Source organism: Microbulbifer donghaiensis, assembly GCF_900129095.1.
In the GTDB taxonomy this organism is placed as follows: Bacteria; Pseudomonadota; Gammaproteobacteria; order Pseudomonadales; family Cellvibrionaceae; genus Microbulbifer; species Microbulbifer donghaiensis.
Genome location: NZ_FQVA01000001.1, coordinates 12,527 through 28,283, shown reverse-complemented (window position 1 = coordinate 28,283; position 15,757 = coordinate 12,527). Strand labels below are relative to the sequence as shown.

Sequence of the window (15,757 nt, the reverse complement as noted above, 5' to 3'; positions counted from 1 at the left end):
CGGCTCCAGTCCCGGCCGAACTATGCCAAAGTCGGACGGTCTATCAGCTGCGCGGCGTTTGCCTCAGAGCCGAGTGCCGCTAAAATCAACAGGCCCCACCCTCGCGGTGGCGGCGACTATATATAAAAGATGATAGATAGCCGCCCGGCCGGACGGGGGCAGGATCATTCACAGAAGAAACGAGACTATGGAAGCAAACCGGAATATCAGGGATCGCGTCATCGCATTGGGCGATTGGCTGGGGCAGCAGATCATCGGCCAGGAGACCCTGGTCAACCGCATACTGATTGCCCTGTTGGCGGACGGCCACCTGCTGGTGGAGGGGGCGCCGGGGCTGGCCAAAACCAAGGCGATCAAAACGCTGGGCGAGGCTATAGAGGGTGATTTCCATCGCGTCCAATTTACGCCGGACCTGTTGCCGGCCGATATTACCGGCACCGATATTTACCGACCGGAAACCGGAGAGTTCCATTTTCAACCCGGGCCTGTGTTCCACAACCTGGTACTGGCGGATGAGATCAACCGCGCGCCGGCGAAAGTACAGTCGGCACTGCTGGAGGCCATGGCAGAACGCCAGATCAGCGTGGGCCGAAAAACGTATCCGCTTCCAGAATTATTCCTGGTGATGGCGACACAAAACCCTATAGAACAGGAAGGGACTTATCCGCTGCCAGAGGCACAATTGGATAGGTTCCTCATGCAGGTGAATCTTGCCTACCCCGGTGCCGACGCGGAAGCTAAAATTTTGCGCTTGGCCAGATCCGAGGCAAGCCTTGGCGAAAATCGCCCTTCCGAAGTGATCAGCCAGGAAACCATTTTCCGCGCCCGCCGCCAGATTCTGGAGATGCAGATGGTGGAAGCGGTGGAGACCTATACTGTCCAACTTGTCATTGCTACACGAGAGCCGGCGAAGTATGACAGCGAGCTGGCATCCTGGCTAGATTTTGGTGCAAGTCCGCGAGCCACAATTGCACTGGATCGGTGCGCCCGCGCCCGGGCCTGGCTTGCCGGACGCGACTTCGTCACTCCCGACGACGTAATGGACGTGGCCCCCGACATTCTGCGCCACCGCCTGCTGCTCAGCTTCGAAGCGGAAGCCGCCGGCGTTACCGCCGACCAGGTGATCACGCGACTGCTGCAACAGGTACCGGCGATCTGATGCCACAAGCTGTACCCCACTCCGACCTGAATCTGCGCGGCGCCTACCCCGAGGTGGCCCCGCTCGTGCAGATGCGCTATATCGCGCGCCAGTTGCAGCTGTTCAAGCCGCGCCTGGCCCGCAGCGACCAGGCCGGCAATCTGCTCACCCGCTATCGCGGCCGCGGCATGAACTTCGAAGAAGTGCGCGACTACCAGGCCGGGGACGACGTGCGCACCATCGACTGGCGCGTAACCGCGCGCACCGGCACGACGCACACAAAGCTGTATCAGGAAGAGCGCGAGCGGCCGGTGGTGATTATGCTCGACCTGCGCTCGCCGATGTTTTTTGGCAGCCACCTCGCTTTCAAATCCGTGGCCGCCAGCGGCATCGCCGCGGCACTTGGCTGGGCGGCCCTGCAGCACAGCGATCGCATCGGTGCGCTGCTGTTCGCCGACCGGGAAATCGATACGGTGCGACCGCGCCGCAGCCATCACGCGGTACTGTCCATGATTCACGGCATGGTCGCTCGCGCCGGTGAACTGCAGAGCCCGATCGCGGAGCGCGGCAGCCAGTCGCTCAAGCAATTGCTCGAGGAAGCGCGACGCATCGCGCGCCCCGGCAGCGCCCTCTTCCTGATCAGCGACTGCCACGATCTCGACGAGCGCTGCTCACAGCCTCTATATCTGCTGACCCGTCACGCCGATCTGCAGGTGATTCGCGTGTCCGATCCGCTGGAGCAGCAACTGCCAGCACATTCCCTGACCATTTCGGATGGTCGCCAGCGCACCTTCCTCAACGCCAGCAGTCGCCCCTTGCGTGAACACTTTGCCGACAAACAGGCCCAGGCCCGCGCCGAAGTCGAGCAACTCTGCCGCAAACACCGACTGCCGCTGCTGGATTTTGACAATACCCAGCCGCTGCTGCCCACCCTGCTCTCTTATTACGGCGGACGCCAACAGGCGCTGCGGGGGCGGAGCGCATGAGGGCAGTCGCAGTGAAGCAGGCACCGGCTGCACCGCCGCCGTCACCGGAAGCGCAGAAATTGCTGGAGCAGCTGCGCGATATCCACGAACCGGCACCCGTCAGCTGGTGGCCGCCCGCCCCTGGCTGGTGGTTGCTGGCGCTGGTGATACTCGCCTGTGCGGTCGGCGTGTACGTGTGGTGGCGTCACCGACGCCGGCAACGACTGCACAATCGCTACCGCGTTGAGGCGGTCCGCTTGCTGCAGTCAATCGACATCGGGGAGCGGACCGCCCTCCAGGAAATCAACGAGATCCTGAAGCGCGTCGCCGTAACCACCTTCGGCCGCAGTGATTGCGGAAATCTGACCGGCCTGCCCTGGCTCGAGTTCCTGGCAGACAGCGCCGCAATCCCCTGCCCGGACCCGGCCAGAAAGGCCGTGCTCGAACACCTCTACCGCGCGGACACCATTGACAAATCCGCCAGCGAAGCATTCCGCCGCTACGCGGTTGAGTGGGTAAAGCGACACGGCGAAAAGCACTCCCGCCCCCCCATACCCGGGACAGTGGAGGCCAGCAATGTTTGAATTTGCCTGGCCCTGGGCCTTCGCCCTCCTGCCGCTCCCCGTGCTGGCCCGCTATTTTTTGCCGCGCGCCCGGCCACTCAGCAGCGCCCTCAAGGTGCCTTTCTATTCCGAGCTATCCCAGCGCGGCAGCAGCGACCAGGGCAACCTGTTCAACCTGCTGCTTATGGCACTGCTGTGGCTATTGCTGATCGGCGCCGCGGCGCGGCCGCAGTGGTATGGCGAGCCGATCACCCAAACCAGCAGCGCGCGGGATCTGCTCGTCGCGGTGGATATCTCCGGCAGCATGGAAACACCGGACATGCTGCTCGGCGGCCGGCCGGCGATGCGCATCGATGCCGTAAAACAGGTTGTCGGTGATTTCGTTGAACGCCGCGAAGGCGACCGCCTGGGCCTGGTTCTGTTCGGCACCCGCGCCTACCTGCAGGCGCCACTGACTTATGACCGCGAAACCGTCGGCACCCTGCTGCGCGAAGCGCAGATCGGCTTCGCCGGACAGGGCACCGCCATCGGCGATGCGATCGGGCTGTCGGTCAAGCGCCTGACCCAGCGCCCGGCGGAGCAGCGCGTGTTGATCCTGCTCACCGACGGCGCCAATACCGCCGGTGAGGTATCGCCGCTCAAGGCCGCCGAACTGGCCCAGCAGGCCGGTGTCACCGTCTATACCGTCGGCGTCGGTGCCGAGGAAATGGTCCAGCCGGGCTTGCTCGGCAGCCGCTTTGGCAGCCGGCGCATTAATCCGTCGCGCGACCTGGACAGTGAAACCCTGCAGGCCATCGCCGATAAAACCGACGGACGCTACTTCCGCGCCCACAACCCCCAGGAACTGGCAGAAATTTACGCCGAACTGGACCGGCTGGAGCCGGTCGAACAGGAGGCCGAGAGCTACCGGCCACTGAAATCCCTGTATATCTGGCCGCTGGGCGCCGCGCTGTCGTTGGCGCTGCTCTGGACCGCAGTGCCGCTGCTGCTCAATATCGGCAGTGGCGAGCCCCGTCCCAGCCGGACAACTCGAAAGCACGCTGTGGGAGCCGGCCCTGCCGGCGATTTCTCGAACCGGAGTCAAGCTACCTGATGTATGTCTCCGACCTCGAACAATTCCACTTCCTGCGACCACATTTCCTGTGGCTGCTGCTGCCCTCTGCCCTCGCCTGCTGGGGCCTGGCCCGTACCATCCTGAACAGTGGCCAGTTGCAAAAAATCATCGATGCCGACCTCCTGCCCCACCTGCTGCTGCGCGGCGGCGCACGGCGGCCGTGGCTCTTCGCGCTGATCTTCGCGCTGCTTGCCGGAATGATTGTCGCCCTCGCGGGACCTACCTGGCGCAAACTGCCCACACCGGTATACAGCAGCCAGGACGCCCTGGTGATTCTGCTGGACCTGTCTCCGTCGATGATGGCGACCGATCTCTCGCCGAACCGACTCACCCGCGCGCGACTGAAAGTCCTCGATATTCTGCGACAGCGCAAGGACGGGCTCACCGCACTGGTGGGTTATGGCGGCGAGGCCCATGTGGTAACACCGCTGACCGAGGACACCGCCACTATCGCCAACCTGGTACCGGCCCTATCGCCGTCGATCGTGCCAGTACCCGGCAGCAATACCGAAATGGCCGTGGAAACCGGTATCCGCCTGCTGAAGGACGGCGCCGCGGGGCAGGGGCAGCTGCTGGCCGTCACTGACGGCATCGACGAAATGGCAGTGGACACCGTCGCCAAGCTACTAAGGGACGCCAAAGTAGAGCTGAATATTCTCGCCGTTGGCAGTGGCGAAGGCAGCCCCATCCCCCGCGGCAATGGCAGTGGCTTTGTCACCGACAGCGATGGCTCTATCATCATCGCCAATTTTGATGCCGGCGAACTGTCGCGGCTGGCACGCGGCAGTGGCGGCCGCTTCGCCAAGATCAGTGTCGACGACAGCGATATTGCGCACCTACTTCCGGAAAGTGAAGCTCCGGAGCAGGCCCAGCTCACGGAACGCGAGTTCGATCAATGGAGCGAAGAAGGGCCCTGGCTGGTGCTGCTGTTGCTGCCGCTGGCCGCCCTGCTTTTCCGTCGCGGCGCCCTGGCCTGCACCGTCCCCTTTACACTACTGTTGTTACCGCCACAGCAGAGCCAGGCATTTGAGTGGCAGGATCTCTGGCAGCGCCAGGATCAACAGGCCCAGCAGCTGCTACAGGATGGCCAGGCCGAACAGGCCGCGAAGACTTTCAGAAACCCCCAGTGGCGCGGTACGGCCAATTACCGCGCCGGCGACTTCCCCGCAGCCGAGGAAGATTTTGCCCGCAGCCCCGACGCCCAGGGGCTGTACAATCTCGGTAACAGCCTGACGCGCCAGGGACTCTATAACGAGGCCATCGCGGCGTATGACGAAGCCTTGAAAAAGCGGCCGCAATTTGCCGACGCCGAGCACAATCGGGAAATCGCCGAGAAACTGAAAAAGCTGCAGGAACAACAGCAGCAACAGCAACAACAGTCTCAGCAAAACCAACAGCAGTCCGGCGATCAGCAGCAACAGCAGTCCGGCAGCGACCAACAGCAGCAACAGAACCAGGATCAGCAACAACAAGACCAGCAGGGTTCCGGGTCTCAAACGGGAACATCCGGCAGCGAAAACCAGGAACCCTCCGAGCAAGAGCCACAAAACGGCGAGCAACGGGAACAGCAAGCGCAGCAGCAACCGGGCGAGGCAATGGACGGCGAAGAGCAGCAAGGGGAACAGCCGCAGGCCGGTGCCGAAGAAAGCCCGCTGGATCCGGAGACGCAACAGGCCCTGGATCAGTGGCTGCGGCAGATCCCCGATGATCCCGCCGGCCTGATGCGCGAGAAATTCAAGTACGAAAGCCTGCAGCGCCGCCGCGCCTATCGCAGCGGTGAATGGCGCCCCCCGGAAAACGGGGCCACGCAGCGATGGTAGCGAAGTAAGATGGCAAAAGGTTATTGCGAAGTGAAACCAATCAGTTGGTCGGACTCTGTCACTGGCCGTAATCGTGTCTCTGTCACCCGTTGGGTCAGGACACTGATTCAACTTTTCCTGTTACTGGCAGTCGCCAATGCCGCCCATGCGTCCGAACTCTCCGCAACCGTCGACCGCAATAAGATCGGCATTGATGAAACACTGAACCTGCGCCTGCGCTACTCCGGCGACGAGAGTGGCGGCCAGCCAGACTTCGAACTGCTGGAACAGGACTTCGACATCCTCTCCCGCCAGCAGTCTAACCAATACCGGATCATCAACGGCCGCGCAGAGAGTTTCGTCGAATGGCTGCTGACCCTGGCCCCGAAACGGGAGGGAAACCTGTTCGTCCCCTCCCTGCACCACAAGGGGCAGATCTCCGACGCGATTCCGATTACCGTGACCGAAGCCGGCGCTGGACCCGATGCGACGGATCGACAGGCTTTCCTGGAAATCGAACTGGACAAGGACAAGATCTACGTGCAGGAGCAGCTGCTGGTCAGGGTGCGCCTGTATACCACCATTGGGCTGCACGATATCGCCACGGAACCCCTGCAGATTCCCGGCGCCCACGTGGAGAAGGTCGACGAACAGCGTTATGAACGGCGCATCAATGGCGTGGGCCACGCCGTCTACGAACTCGTCTACGCCGTCTTCCCGGAGAGCTCCGGCGAACTGACCATTCCACAGCTGAACTATGTCGCCGTTGCCGGCCGTCGCGACCCCTTCTCACTGTTCAACCGCAACAGCCAGCGACTGCGCCTGCGCTCCGAGGCCCAGACCATCGAGGTAAAACCCAAGCCGGACAAATACAGCGGCCCCCACTGGCTGCCCGCCAGCAGCCTCGGCCTGGTGCAAAGCTGGAGCCAGGATCCGGAAAGCTTCAGGGTCGGCGAACCCATCACCCGTATCATTACCCTGCGCGCCGAAGGGCTGCGCGCGGCGCAACTCCCACCCATGCCGAAGCTCAATGTCGAGGGCCTGAAAACCTATCCGGACCAGCCGCAACAGGATGACCAGATAGACCAGAACGGTGTTACCGGCAGCCGCATAGAAACCACGGCCCTTGTCGCCACCAAGCCCGGCGACTACCAGCTGCCACCGATCACCATCACCTGGTGGGATACCAAAACCGACCGCCAGCGCGCAACCCAGCTGCCGGCCTTCCGCTTTACCGTGAGCGGCGCGGCAGCGGCCACACCGGCGCAGCAACCCGGCGAGGGCATTCCCGACCTGAAGCCCGGCGCCGCGCCAGTAGTGGAGCAGAACCAGTTCTGGCGCAACCTGGCCATAGCCGCCCTCGCCTCGCACCTGTTGTGGCTGCTGTATTTCTTCTATCTGCGCGATCGCGGCGGCAAGCGTCACGCGGAAGTGGAGAAACGCCAGCCAAACGCCGAGCAGCAGGCCCGCGCCCTGGAAAGAGCCGTGGAGAGTGGCGAAGCACAGCTGATACAACAGGCCACCTTGAACTGGCTGCGTACCCGCTGGCCCCAGGTCAGTGGAAACACCCTCAGTGAGGCCAATCGAAAGCTGCAATTTGAAGAAGTGGAAAAACTGCAGCGACTACTGGATGCAGCCCTTTACCTCAGCCCGCCGAAACCGCTTAGCCGCCAACAGATCCAAATACTAGTGAGCAGACTACTCAAAAGAGAACCAAGTCCAAATCGACTGACGAGCAATAGCTATTTACCCGAACTATTTACATGAGCCTCTCAGGCTGGCAGGTGGGGCGCGTCGTTTGACCCGCAAACAGATCCGATTAGGCTGGCAAAGAAAAGGCGAATAGTCTTTCAAGTAATATGAGTGGGGCACAACTCCACTTGTACAGCTATAGTGAAAAGAAAGAAAAAATAAGATGAATCCGGCAATCAGAGGAAAATCAACGCCCAGCAGATTTGGTACATTAACAGATTTCTCCGTCACTCACACCTGCTAAGCTTTAAGATATTCAAGGAGCTTCATCGGCACCTTAAGCATGACAAGAAATATATTCGTATATATCCCATTCTCCTTACACGCACGGACAATTTCCAAGTTTTGGTGAATCCTCCACCAAAAACCTGTTGTACTTATACCGCCATTGCGCATTTTTACTATACACCTTGGAAGACGAGAAAAAGTAACCTTTTCTTTCCACAGCAACCTGGCCACCATTTCAAAATCCGCGGACACGCGATAATCCAACTTGTATAAACCAAACTCATCATAGCAACGCTTCCTAACAAAGAATGTAGGATGGGGAACCATCCATCCCCATCGCACGCGGGAAACACTAAAGTCCTTAGAGCTACAGAAGCGAACAGTCTTATCCAAATTGACCCTGTCAACTATAGATAAATCCGCGTAAACCGAGTCAACCCTTGAAACATTGAACTGTTCAACAATGTCGGAAATCACTTTAACGTCAGAATAGACGTCATCAGAATTAAGCATTCCGATAATATCACCACTCGCAGAACGTATCCCCTTGTTCATTGCATCATAGATGCCATCATCTGGCTCTGACACAACCTTCGCAATCCGCCCCGCGTACTCATGAACGATGTCCATTGTTCCATCGCTGGAGCCACCGTCCACAATAATGTATTCAATATTTGGATAGTCCTGTCCCAAGACAGACTCAATTGCATCCCTGATGGTTGCCACACTATTAAAACAAACAGTGATAACACTTACTTTCTGCACAAAAAACCCCAACCAACCACAAAACTAACGGACCTATTCAGATCAACGCCCAGTTATAACGTCACAATATTTATCAAATTGAAGCGACTTCTTGCAGATATATATTTTCAACGAACCACTCATAAGTCGATTGCAGCCCATCTTCCAAGGATATTTGGGACTCCCAACCTAACCGCCTCAACAGAGAAACGTCTAGCAGCTTCCTTGGGGTGCCATCTGGTTTGCTATCATCAAAAACAAGACGCCCAGTAAACCCAACGACTCGAGCAATACTCTCCGCAAGTTCTCGAATCGTGCAGTCAACGCCCGATCCGACATTAATATGCGACATTAGTGGCTGAGTCTCAGACTCATAAATACTTCTTGCGAGCCCCGCAACATGAATACAGGCATCAGCCATGTCATCCACATGAAGAAATTCCCGCATCGGCCTACCGCTACCCCAGACATCCACTTCCGATGCACCACAGGCTTTAGCCTCATGGAAACGCCGAATCAGCGCCGGTACCACATGGGAATTTTCCGGGTGAAAATTATCATTTGGCCCGTAAAGGTTTGTAGGCATTACGCTACGATAATCTCTTCCATACTGACGAGAATAGGACTCACAGAGTTTAATACCGGCAATTTTTGCTATCGCATAAGGCTCATTAGTAGGCTCCAGATAACCCTGCAAGAGAGACGCCTCAACAATCGGCTGCTGGGCTAAACGAGGATATATACAGGATGACCCCAGAAACAAAAGCTGCTGAACACCCGATCGATGCGCCTCATGGATAACATTGCACTCTATGGCTAGGTTCTGGTATATAAACTCAGCCGGATATTGATTGTTAGCATAGATACCGCCAACTTTCGCTGCGGCGAGATACACAATGTCGATACTTTCGGTCGCAAAAAATCGCCTAACAGCGGCCTGATCTGACAAGTCGAGCTCATCTCTAGAGCGCGTAACAATATCTTCGCGACCACTTTCGCGGAACTTTCGAACGATGGCTGACCCCACCATACCCTTGTGCCCAGCTACAAAAACGCGTTTCTTTGACAGCATCTATCCTTCCTGCCGGGTAGTGACCGAGTAACCATTTTTGGCTAATAGCACATTACGTTTGGCCTGATCCAAATCGCTTGCCGCCATTTCGGCCACCAACTCTTCAATGGATCTAGTAGGCGCCCATCCGAGTCTTTCTTTAGCCTTACTGGCATCCCCGAGAAGGGTATCAACCTCGGCAGGCCTGAAATATCTGGGATCAACTCGAATAATCTCGTCTCCAGGATTCACAGCAGGGGCGTCCCGGCCCACAACAGAAACAACCACACCCTTTTCCTGTAGGCCCTCGCCAACAAACTCGATCTCGATTCCAAGCTCCGCAGCAGTCATCCTGACGAAATCGCGCACGGAGTATTGAACTCCAGTTGCGATCACAAAATCTTCAGGCTGTTCTTGCTGCAGCATCAGCCACTGCATTTCGACATAATCCCTCGCATGCCCCCAGTCCCGCAACGCATTCATATTTCCGAGGTATAAGCACGTGTCCAAACCCTGAGCAATGTTAGCAAGTCCACGGGTGATCTTTCTCGTGACGAATGTCTCTCCCCGCCGCGGAGATTCGTGGTTGAAAAGAATACCGTTACAAGCGTACATGCCATACGATTCCCGAAAGTTCACAGTTATCCAATACGCATATAACTTAGCAACTGCGTAGGGTGATCGGGGATAAAATGGTGTTGTCTCTTTTTGCGGAGTCTCTTGCACGAGCCCATAGAGCTCGGATGAGGACGCTTGGTAAAAACGAGTCTTTTTATCAAGTCCCAAGAGACGTATAGCCTCCAGTAGCCGCAACGTCCCGAGCGCATCCACATCAGCGGTGTACTCTGGAGACTCGAAGCTGACCGCAACGTGTGACTGCGCAGCCAGGTTATAAACCTCGTCGGGCTGCACTTCTTTCAAAATTCGCGTGAGATTGGAACTATCGGTAAGATCACCATAATGTAGAACAAATCTCCGGTCCGCCTCATGAGGATCCTGGTAAAGGTGATCGATTCGATCTGTATTGAAAGACGACGCGCGGCGTTTAATACCGTGAACTTCATAACCTCGCTCCAGCAGGAACTCAGCAAGGTAAGAGCCATCTTGACCCGTAATTCCCGTAATCAATGCTTTACGCATTCAAATCCCCATGTAAAAAAGATTAAATCTTAGCCTGCACAACGTTACGCGAGCAAAGGATCAATGGCCCGATAGAAGACCGACCTCTGAAACTCGGGCGTGTAACTACTCAGAATTTGTTCACGACAACTTTCAGGAGTTATACGGCCGGAATCAATATCGGCCAGACAGGTCGAGATCCTTTTTACCAGATCCTCGACATCACCGCGCCGGTAAAATGCACCACTTTTTCCAACTTTGATTGCCTCGAACTCTGGCATCTGATTGGGAAAGTCATCGTGTGAGATGACAGGCGTACCACATACCAGTGCGTGCATCGCTGTCAGCCCCACCTCGCCCGGGGACACACAAATATCAGAGACCGCCAGTAATGGCACGATAACTGCGTCGTCATAACATTCGCCGTAGAACAATATATCGTTCTCTACTCCAAGCTGCATAGCCAGTTGAGATAGGGCTGAACGCTCAATCCCATCTCCAATAAGGAGCGCTTTCACCGGGCTGCCTCTCTTTCTGAGCCGCGCTACAGCGTGGATCAGCAAATGCAGGCATTTCTGCGGCTCGAGCCGGCCGATGAAGACAAGCAACCGCTCAGGCGCTTCACAGAACCCTCGCTTGACTTTTTCCACGTAGGCATCATCTATGGAATTCAAGACTTCCAATTGTGCGCTGACATCAAGAGAGTTATTGATGACGTGGAGGCGTTCAGCGGGAATGCCGGCGGACACGAGCTCCTGCCTGCCGTGCTCGCTATATAGCAAAATGGTATCGGCCAGACGATAAAAGCAGGTCCTGATGATCTTCTTCAGGCGCCCCTCATTCCCATATATGCCATGCGTCCAGAAGACGACCTTCTTCCCAAATGACTTTGCGATGGTAGCGCTCAGCCAGGTAGAAACACGGTGGGCCTCACCCCAATAGACGATTACTCGAAACTTTCGCGAAAATGCCAGCCTTTGAAGGCCCGTCTGCCAAAAACAAATATTGCGAAAATAAAAACTGCGGATTTTCTGCCAACGAATCCCGCCTTCGTCCGGATCCATACTGCAGAACTCTGTTGGCGCCAGCCTTACTCTTGAAGGATCCTCCCTAGGATCGGCAAAAATCACCACCTCCGAACCTGATCTCCTATATTCGCTAATCAGCCTGAAGACCGGATAACGGTACAGAGCAAACCTGTCTGGAATCAGCGCAATATGCCTTTCCACTCGAGTCACCCCATTACCCCTTCCTCGTGGGCCACTGGTACCGCGTTGCCAACTGCCCCGGGCATGAACAGGTTCCAATAGGGTCTGATACCATCATGCGGGTGGTACAGAGGCTTGATCTTAGTAGGCGCCGGTATTGGAAACTTTATATTCGCTCTTGAATGACCGTATTTATCGAGGTAGCAATAGGCAATCGGATAAAAGCGTTCGGCATCGAATTCATCAATTTGTGCGTAAGGCCAGGAACCGGCGGAGTGCCCCAAAAGCCATTCCATCCCGTTCCGGATTCCGTTTCCTTCTTTCCCGGTGAAGCTCCAAAGATCCTCGCCGACCGATTCAGCGATAAGGGCGAGATGAATCCATCCCTGAAGGTTGAAACAACAATAATGGGCAGTACTAGTCCGCTCTAGCTCGTGAGGCTGAGCCCCTGCCGCATCAAATTGCGCAAGCAACCTAAAGCGTGAATCACGCAAAGTCTCTCGCAAGAGTTTGGCTTCACCTAGAAAAGCACAGATGGCTGCAACTTGAAGATCGTAATAGGTTCCATGGTTATTGAGGGCGGCGCGCTCCTCAATACCCTGCCTGCTGAAACGCAACCATTCGAGATAGTTACCCAGCCAGGCTTTGAAGGCCGCGTATTCCTCCGTGACCAGGAAGTTGCCCGACTTCAGAATGCGCACAGCGTCGAGGAAATAGTAAAGGTCTTTAAACTCTATAATGCCGGAGCAGGCGCCGCGATTATTGTTATGACCGCACCGAACCTGCGCATACTCAAGATGAGGCGTCATAGCGGTCTCAGGCTTCAGGAACCATTGCCGAACCAGTTCCGCCCCGTGCCTTCCATATTCGGGATCTCCAAACTGCAACCACGCCAGAGCCAGCGTATAGGTGTCATCAAACAAGTATTGGACACGGGTACGGTCGTATTTTTCACTGAGCGGTTCATACATCCGAGTGCCCGGAACACGCTGGCCATCACGCCGCACATAGGGCAGCCCCGGAATCTTCAGCGGATGCGGCCAATAGTATGGAGCCGGATGCCAGTAATCATTTCGATTCCGCCCAGGGGGAAGCGTCGTTTTATCCACAACTGAAAACGGCCCTCTGGTAAGAGCCTCCGCAGCAGCATTCCTGAGGTACCCCAGTGCAACGGCGGAACCATCGAGCCTGTCCGCCGTGGGGACAAAAATTACCTGTTCTGGGTTGAGATTGTGGTCAAAGGCCTTTGCGTCGAGCATATCAAGCATACTCGCAATGGCCTCGGTACGAGCTTCGCCACGCCCCACCCAAGCGTTGTGATCACGTTGCTTCTCGAATTCTGCCTTACCGGAATATAAACGGGCGACCCATCCGCCCTGCGCGTATCTCCCGGCATCAGCAGAGTACGCGGGACACGGGAGGTCCCAAGGCTCTATCGGCCAGTTGTCCCACTTGCCCGGAAAACCGATCCGCCATAAAAACTCGACCTTGGGACGCCGCCCATAAGAATACTCAGGATCAAATTCCTCGTTTGAATCCGCCCTGAAAACAACCTGCGGCTCCTCTATCGCCTCCGGGCGATAACCAGGATTCAGCAATTCATTGTTATCCAGAATCCGGGCCATTGGCACAATATGGTAGGGAAAATCGGCCTGCGCGATAACAGATCGCCGGATCTCCTCCCACGCAGAAAGCGTAAGAAAACAGTTGCCATCCCAGGGAAGGATCCACTTTGCTCGCCTTTTTCCATCTTGCAGTGCCACATTCCTTGCACCATTATTATTCATTACATAGTTGTTTTTTTTCCGGTAAACACGTAATAGTGCTATCCCCTGTGACGAGAGGTGCAGCCGCTTAAAGCCGGACGAATATGGAGCAAAGTGAACAGGAAGCCCAGAGATGTCCCACCCCACGGTACGATACGCATCGTAGTCAAATGGGATGCGGATATACGGCAGCCGATAAGTTTGCAATAGTTGTATTATCTTTTCTTCTTCGCCCCTATCAACGATTCGATTAACAATAAATCTCTTTTCGCAATTCGCGAGATCCGCCTCGTGCTTCAGAATAAATTCCAGATTTTTTCTCGACTGCCCTTTTTTGTGCCTAGGCACAAGGTCATTACCTATTATCCGGTATAGTACGAAATTATTCGAATCGGGCTGGCATTCTTTACTTTCCCCGTCTTTCACATTTGTGCCAACCGGCTTCAACCTATCCTTAGGATATGAAACCTCCACAAATTTCATTCTGGCATGCTTATCGAACACTCGTTTAATACGGCGTGCAAACGGAATAGAAGCCACTAAAGCACGCAGATCAAGCATGTTCATTAACCCCGAGAACGACTTCGTTGCATAGCAGGGACTCAATCAACTTAAGCGCTGAGTTATATCTTTGCGATTTTATTTCTTCTTCCAATTGCAGAGCAGTTTGTGAGAATTTTACATGTTGAAATCCGAACCATTCCGGAATATCTTTTCGGGCCAACCTGGCGCGACTTAAAATATTCCCTATTTCTTGGTCCGCAATACCATTTGGTAGCTTTACCCCAATAGGCTGAACAGACCAGCGACCCCAATTAATCAAAAAGAACTTTCCCTTCATATTCGAAACGGCATTCGACGGATGAGTATCCTGGTTTCGGATATATAGTGGAAAAGTCTTAAGCACTCTCCTTACCATGGGAAGCTTTTTGAGAAACTCCACCAACAGTTCCTTTTGGAATGCCGTCTCACACGCTATTTCGACTCTCTGGACCAGCTCCGAAGCAATTCTTTGATGGAGTAACGGATGGGTGGAGACATATGCGGACACCAATGCCTTGGGGGGCTTAGCCGACCACTGTTGCAGCAAAACATCCCGACTGATGTTTTTCCAGTCTGCCAGCGTCACTGGCACACAATCTGAGATATCCAACAACTGACATTGCAGTTCCGACTCTTCAAAACTTGACAATTTAGCCGGTGCCCCGATAGCATCCCGCGACAGATGGGCAAATAGAAATTCCTCGTTTGCGTATAGATATTCCCAACTCGGAGAGAATAATTGAATACGTAGGTATTTTGCACCATTAGCAAATTTACCATTCGAACTTAGCAGGAGACTATTTACATCAGGAATAATTGGATCAACCCAGCTAATAAACAGAGGCTGATCAACCGCTAGGGCTCCCCCCACATGATTACCGATCCACCCCGCTAAATTTGGGCCATTTAACAGTTTTGCCAATGGCGCCGTCTTCTTAATCCCCTTTACAGGGACTTGGATATGACGAAATACTAATGGATCGGTGAGATCTCGGATCTTAAAGATCTTAACGCTTTTCGCTATCATTCCAGACATTGCCGCCAGCATTTGCCGCGACAACACAATCGAAAGGATTGCAGTCAGAACATGCAATTCACCGTACAAAAAAAACGGCAGAAGAATAACGACAAAACCGAACAAAAAATTAATCGACAATAAAAGCCTTAGATACCCGCCGACATTATTCAGCATAAACCTCTTTATGCTCGACAAGCCCCCTCTTCGCCCCTTAAAGGCTGCAGCGGAGATCAAAAACTCAATTAGAAAAAGAGCGAAGTACACTAAGGAAAGCCAGATATTGAGTAGAGAAATAATAAGGAATATCAATCCGACAAAAATTCCTCCAGCCCATATTTCACAGGAATCAGAATAAAATCCTTTTACCCTCTCCTTTTGGTTGCCAACAACATTGATCTCGTTCGCTCGCAGCATGATTTTGGAACCACCCGACAAGGAAAAGTGATCCATCATCAAATCGGTCAAAACTGCCAAAGCATAAAAACAAAAAGCCGCCACAGAAAGCCAGACAATCCAGATTGCCTTATCTTCCACAGCAACTAAATTACTCAAATAGCTTGGAACCGATTTCGATGTCGCCAGCAAAAGTATTTTCAAGGGCAAGATAAAGGCAGCAATGTTCGCGACTCGAGAAACGACCGCGGCGCACACCACAATTAAAGTTGTACCAGGATATTGCCGCCAAAAATACTTAGAGACCCTAAAGTACCATCGCAAAAATTTTCCGCATAAATTAAAGAGATTCATAC

12 protein-coding genes are annotated in these 15,757 nt (G+C 54.8%); 6 read left to right on the top strand and 6 right to left on the bottom strand.

Annotated features, from left to right (window positions below):
• Window positions 1–187 precede the first annotated feature (187 nt).
• The 6 genes from BUC36_RS00120 to BUC36_RS00095 are packed head-to-tail and all read left to right on the top strand — an operon-like array spanning window position 188 to window position 7,346.
• On the top strand, window positions 188–1,159 hold the full coding sequence (locus BUC36_RS00120) for an AAA family ATPase (RefSeq protein ID WP_073270263.1): 972 nt from the start codon (window positions 188–190) through the stop codon (window positions 1,157–1,159).
• Window positions 1,159–2,124, top strand: a complete 966-nt coding sequence (locus BUC36_RS00115; protein ID WP_073270261.1) for a DUF58 domain-containing protein — start codon at window positions 1,159–1,161, stop codon at window positions 2,122–2,124. The genes BUC36_RS00120 and BUC36_RS00115 overlap by 1 nt, the downstream gene beginning before the upstream one ends.
• Window positions 2,121–2,687: a DUF4381 domain-containing protein gene (locus BUC36_RS00110; protein ID WP_073270259.1), complete on the top strand. Its 567-nt coding sequence runs from the start codon at window positions 2,121–2,123 to the stop codon at window positions 2,685–2,687. The genes BUC36_RS00115 and BUC36_RS00110 overlap by 4 nt, the downstream gene beginning before the upstream one ends.
• Window positions 2,680–3,759: a vWA domain-containing protein gene (locus BUC36_RS00105; RefSeq protein WP_073270257.1), complete on the top strand. Its 1,080-nt coding sequence runs from the start codon at window positions 2,680–2,682 to the stop codon at window positions 3,757–3,759. The genes BUC36_RS00110 and BUC36_RS00105 overlap by 8 nt, the downstream gene beginning before the upstream one ends.
• A complete protein-coding gene (locus BUC36_RS00100) occupies window positions 3,759–5,600 on the top strand; it encodes a VWA domain-containing protein (RefSeq protein WP_073270255.1) in 1,842 nt (613 codons plus the stop codon). The genes BUC36_RS00105 and BUC36_RS00100 overlap by 1 nt, the downstream gene beginning before the upstream one ends.
• Before the next feature lie 30 nt (window positions 5,601–5,630).
• A complete protein-coding gene (locus BUC36_RS00095) occupies window positions 5,631–7,346 on the top strand; it encodes a BatD family protein (RefSeq protein ID WP_234994844.1) in 1,716 nt (571 codons plus the stop codon).
• A 225-nt stretch (window positions 7,347–7,571) separates the two neighbouring features.
• Here the strand turns inward: BUC36_RS00095 and BUC36_RS00090 are convergent, their stop codons facing one another.
• From BUC36_RS00090 to BUC36_RS00065, 6 genes are all read right to left on the bottom strand, one after another.
• Window positions 7,572–8,324 carry a glycosyltransferase family 2 protein gene (locus tag BUC36_RS00090; RefSeq protein ID WP_073274361.1) on the bottom strand — a complete coding sequence of 251 codons (753 nt, stop codon included), beginning with the start codon at window positions 8,322–8,324 and terminating at the stop codon, window positions 7,572–7,574.
• 73 nt (window positions 8,325–8,397) lie between these two features.
• A complete protein-coding gene (gene fcl / locus BUC36_RS00085) occupies window positions 8,398–9,375 on the bottom strand; it encodes a GDP-L-fucose synthase (protein WP_327049677.1) in 978 nt (325 codons plus the stop codon).
• A complete protein-coding gene (gmd, locus tag BUC36_RS00080) occupies window positions 9,376–10,494 on the bottom strand; it encodes a GDP-mannose 4,6-dehydratase (RefSeq protein WP_073270252.1) in 1,119 nt (372 codons plus the stop codon).
• A gap of 44 nt (window positions 10,495–10,538) precedes the next feature.
• Window positions 10,539–11,702, bottom strand: a complete 1,164-nt coding sequence (locus BUC36_RS18650) for a glycosyltransferase (protein ID WP_159435958.1) — start codon at window positions 11,700–11,702, stop codon at window positions 10,539–10,541.
• A 5-nt stretch (window positions 11,703–11,707) separates the two neighbouring features.
• Window positions 11,708–14,008: an alginate lyase family protein gene (locus BUC36_RS00070; protein ID WP_200797163.1), complete on the bottom strand. Its 2,301-nt coding sequence runs from the start codon at window positions 14,006–14,008 to the stop codon at window positions 11,708–11,710.
• Window positions 14,001–15,755 (bottom strand): hypothetical protein, encoded by a 1,755-nt coding sequence (locus BUC36_RS00065; protein WP_143186830.1) that lies wholly within the window; start codon window positions 15,753–15,755, stop codon window positions 14,001–14,003. The genes BUC36_RS00070 and BUC36_RS00065 overlap by 8 nt, the downstream gene beginning before the upstream one ends.
• Between the last annotated feature and the right edge of the window lie 2 nt (window positions 15,756–15,757).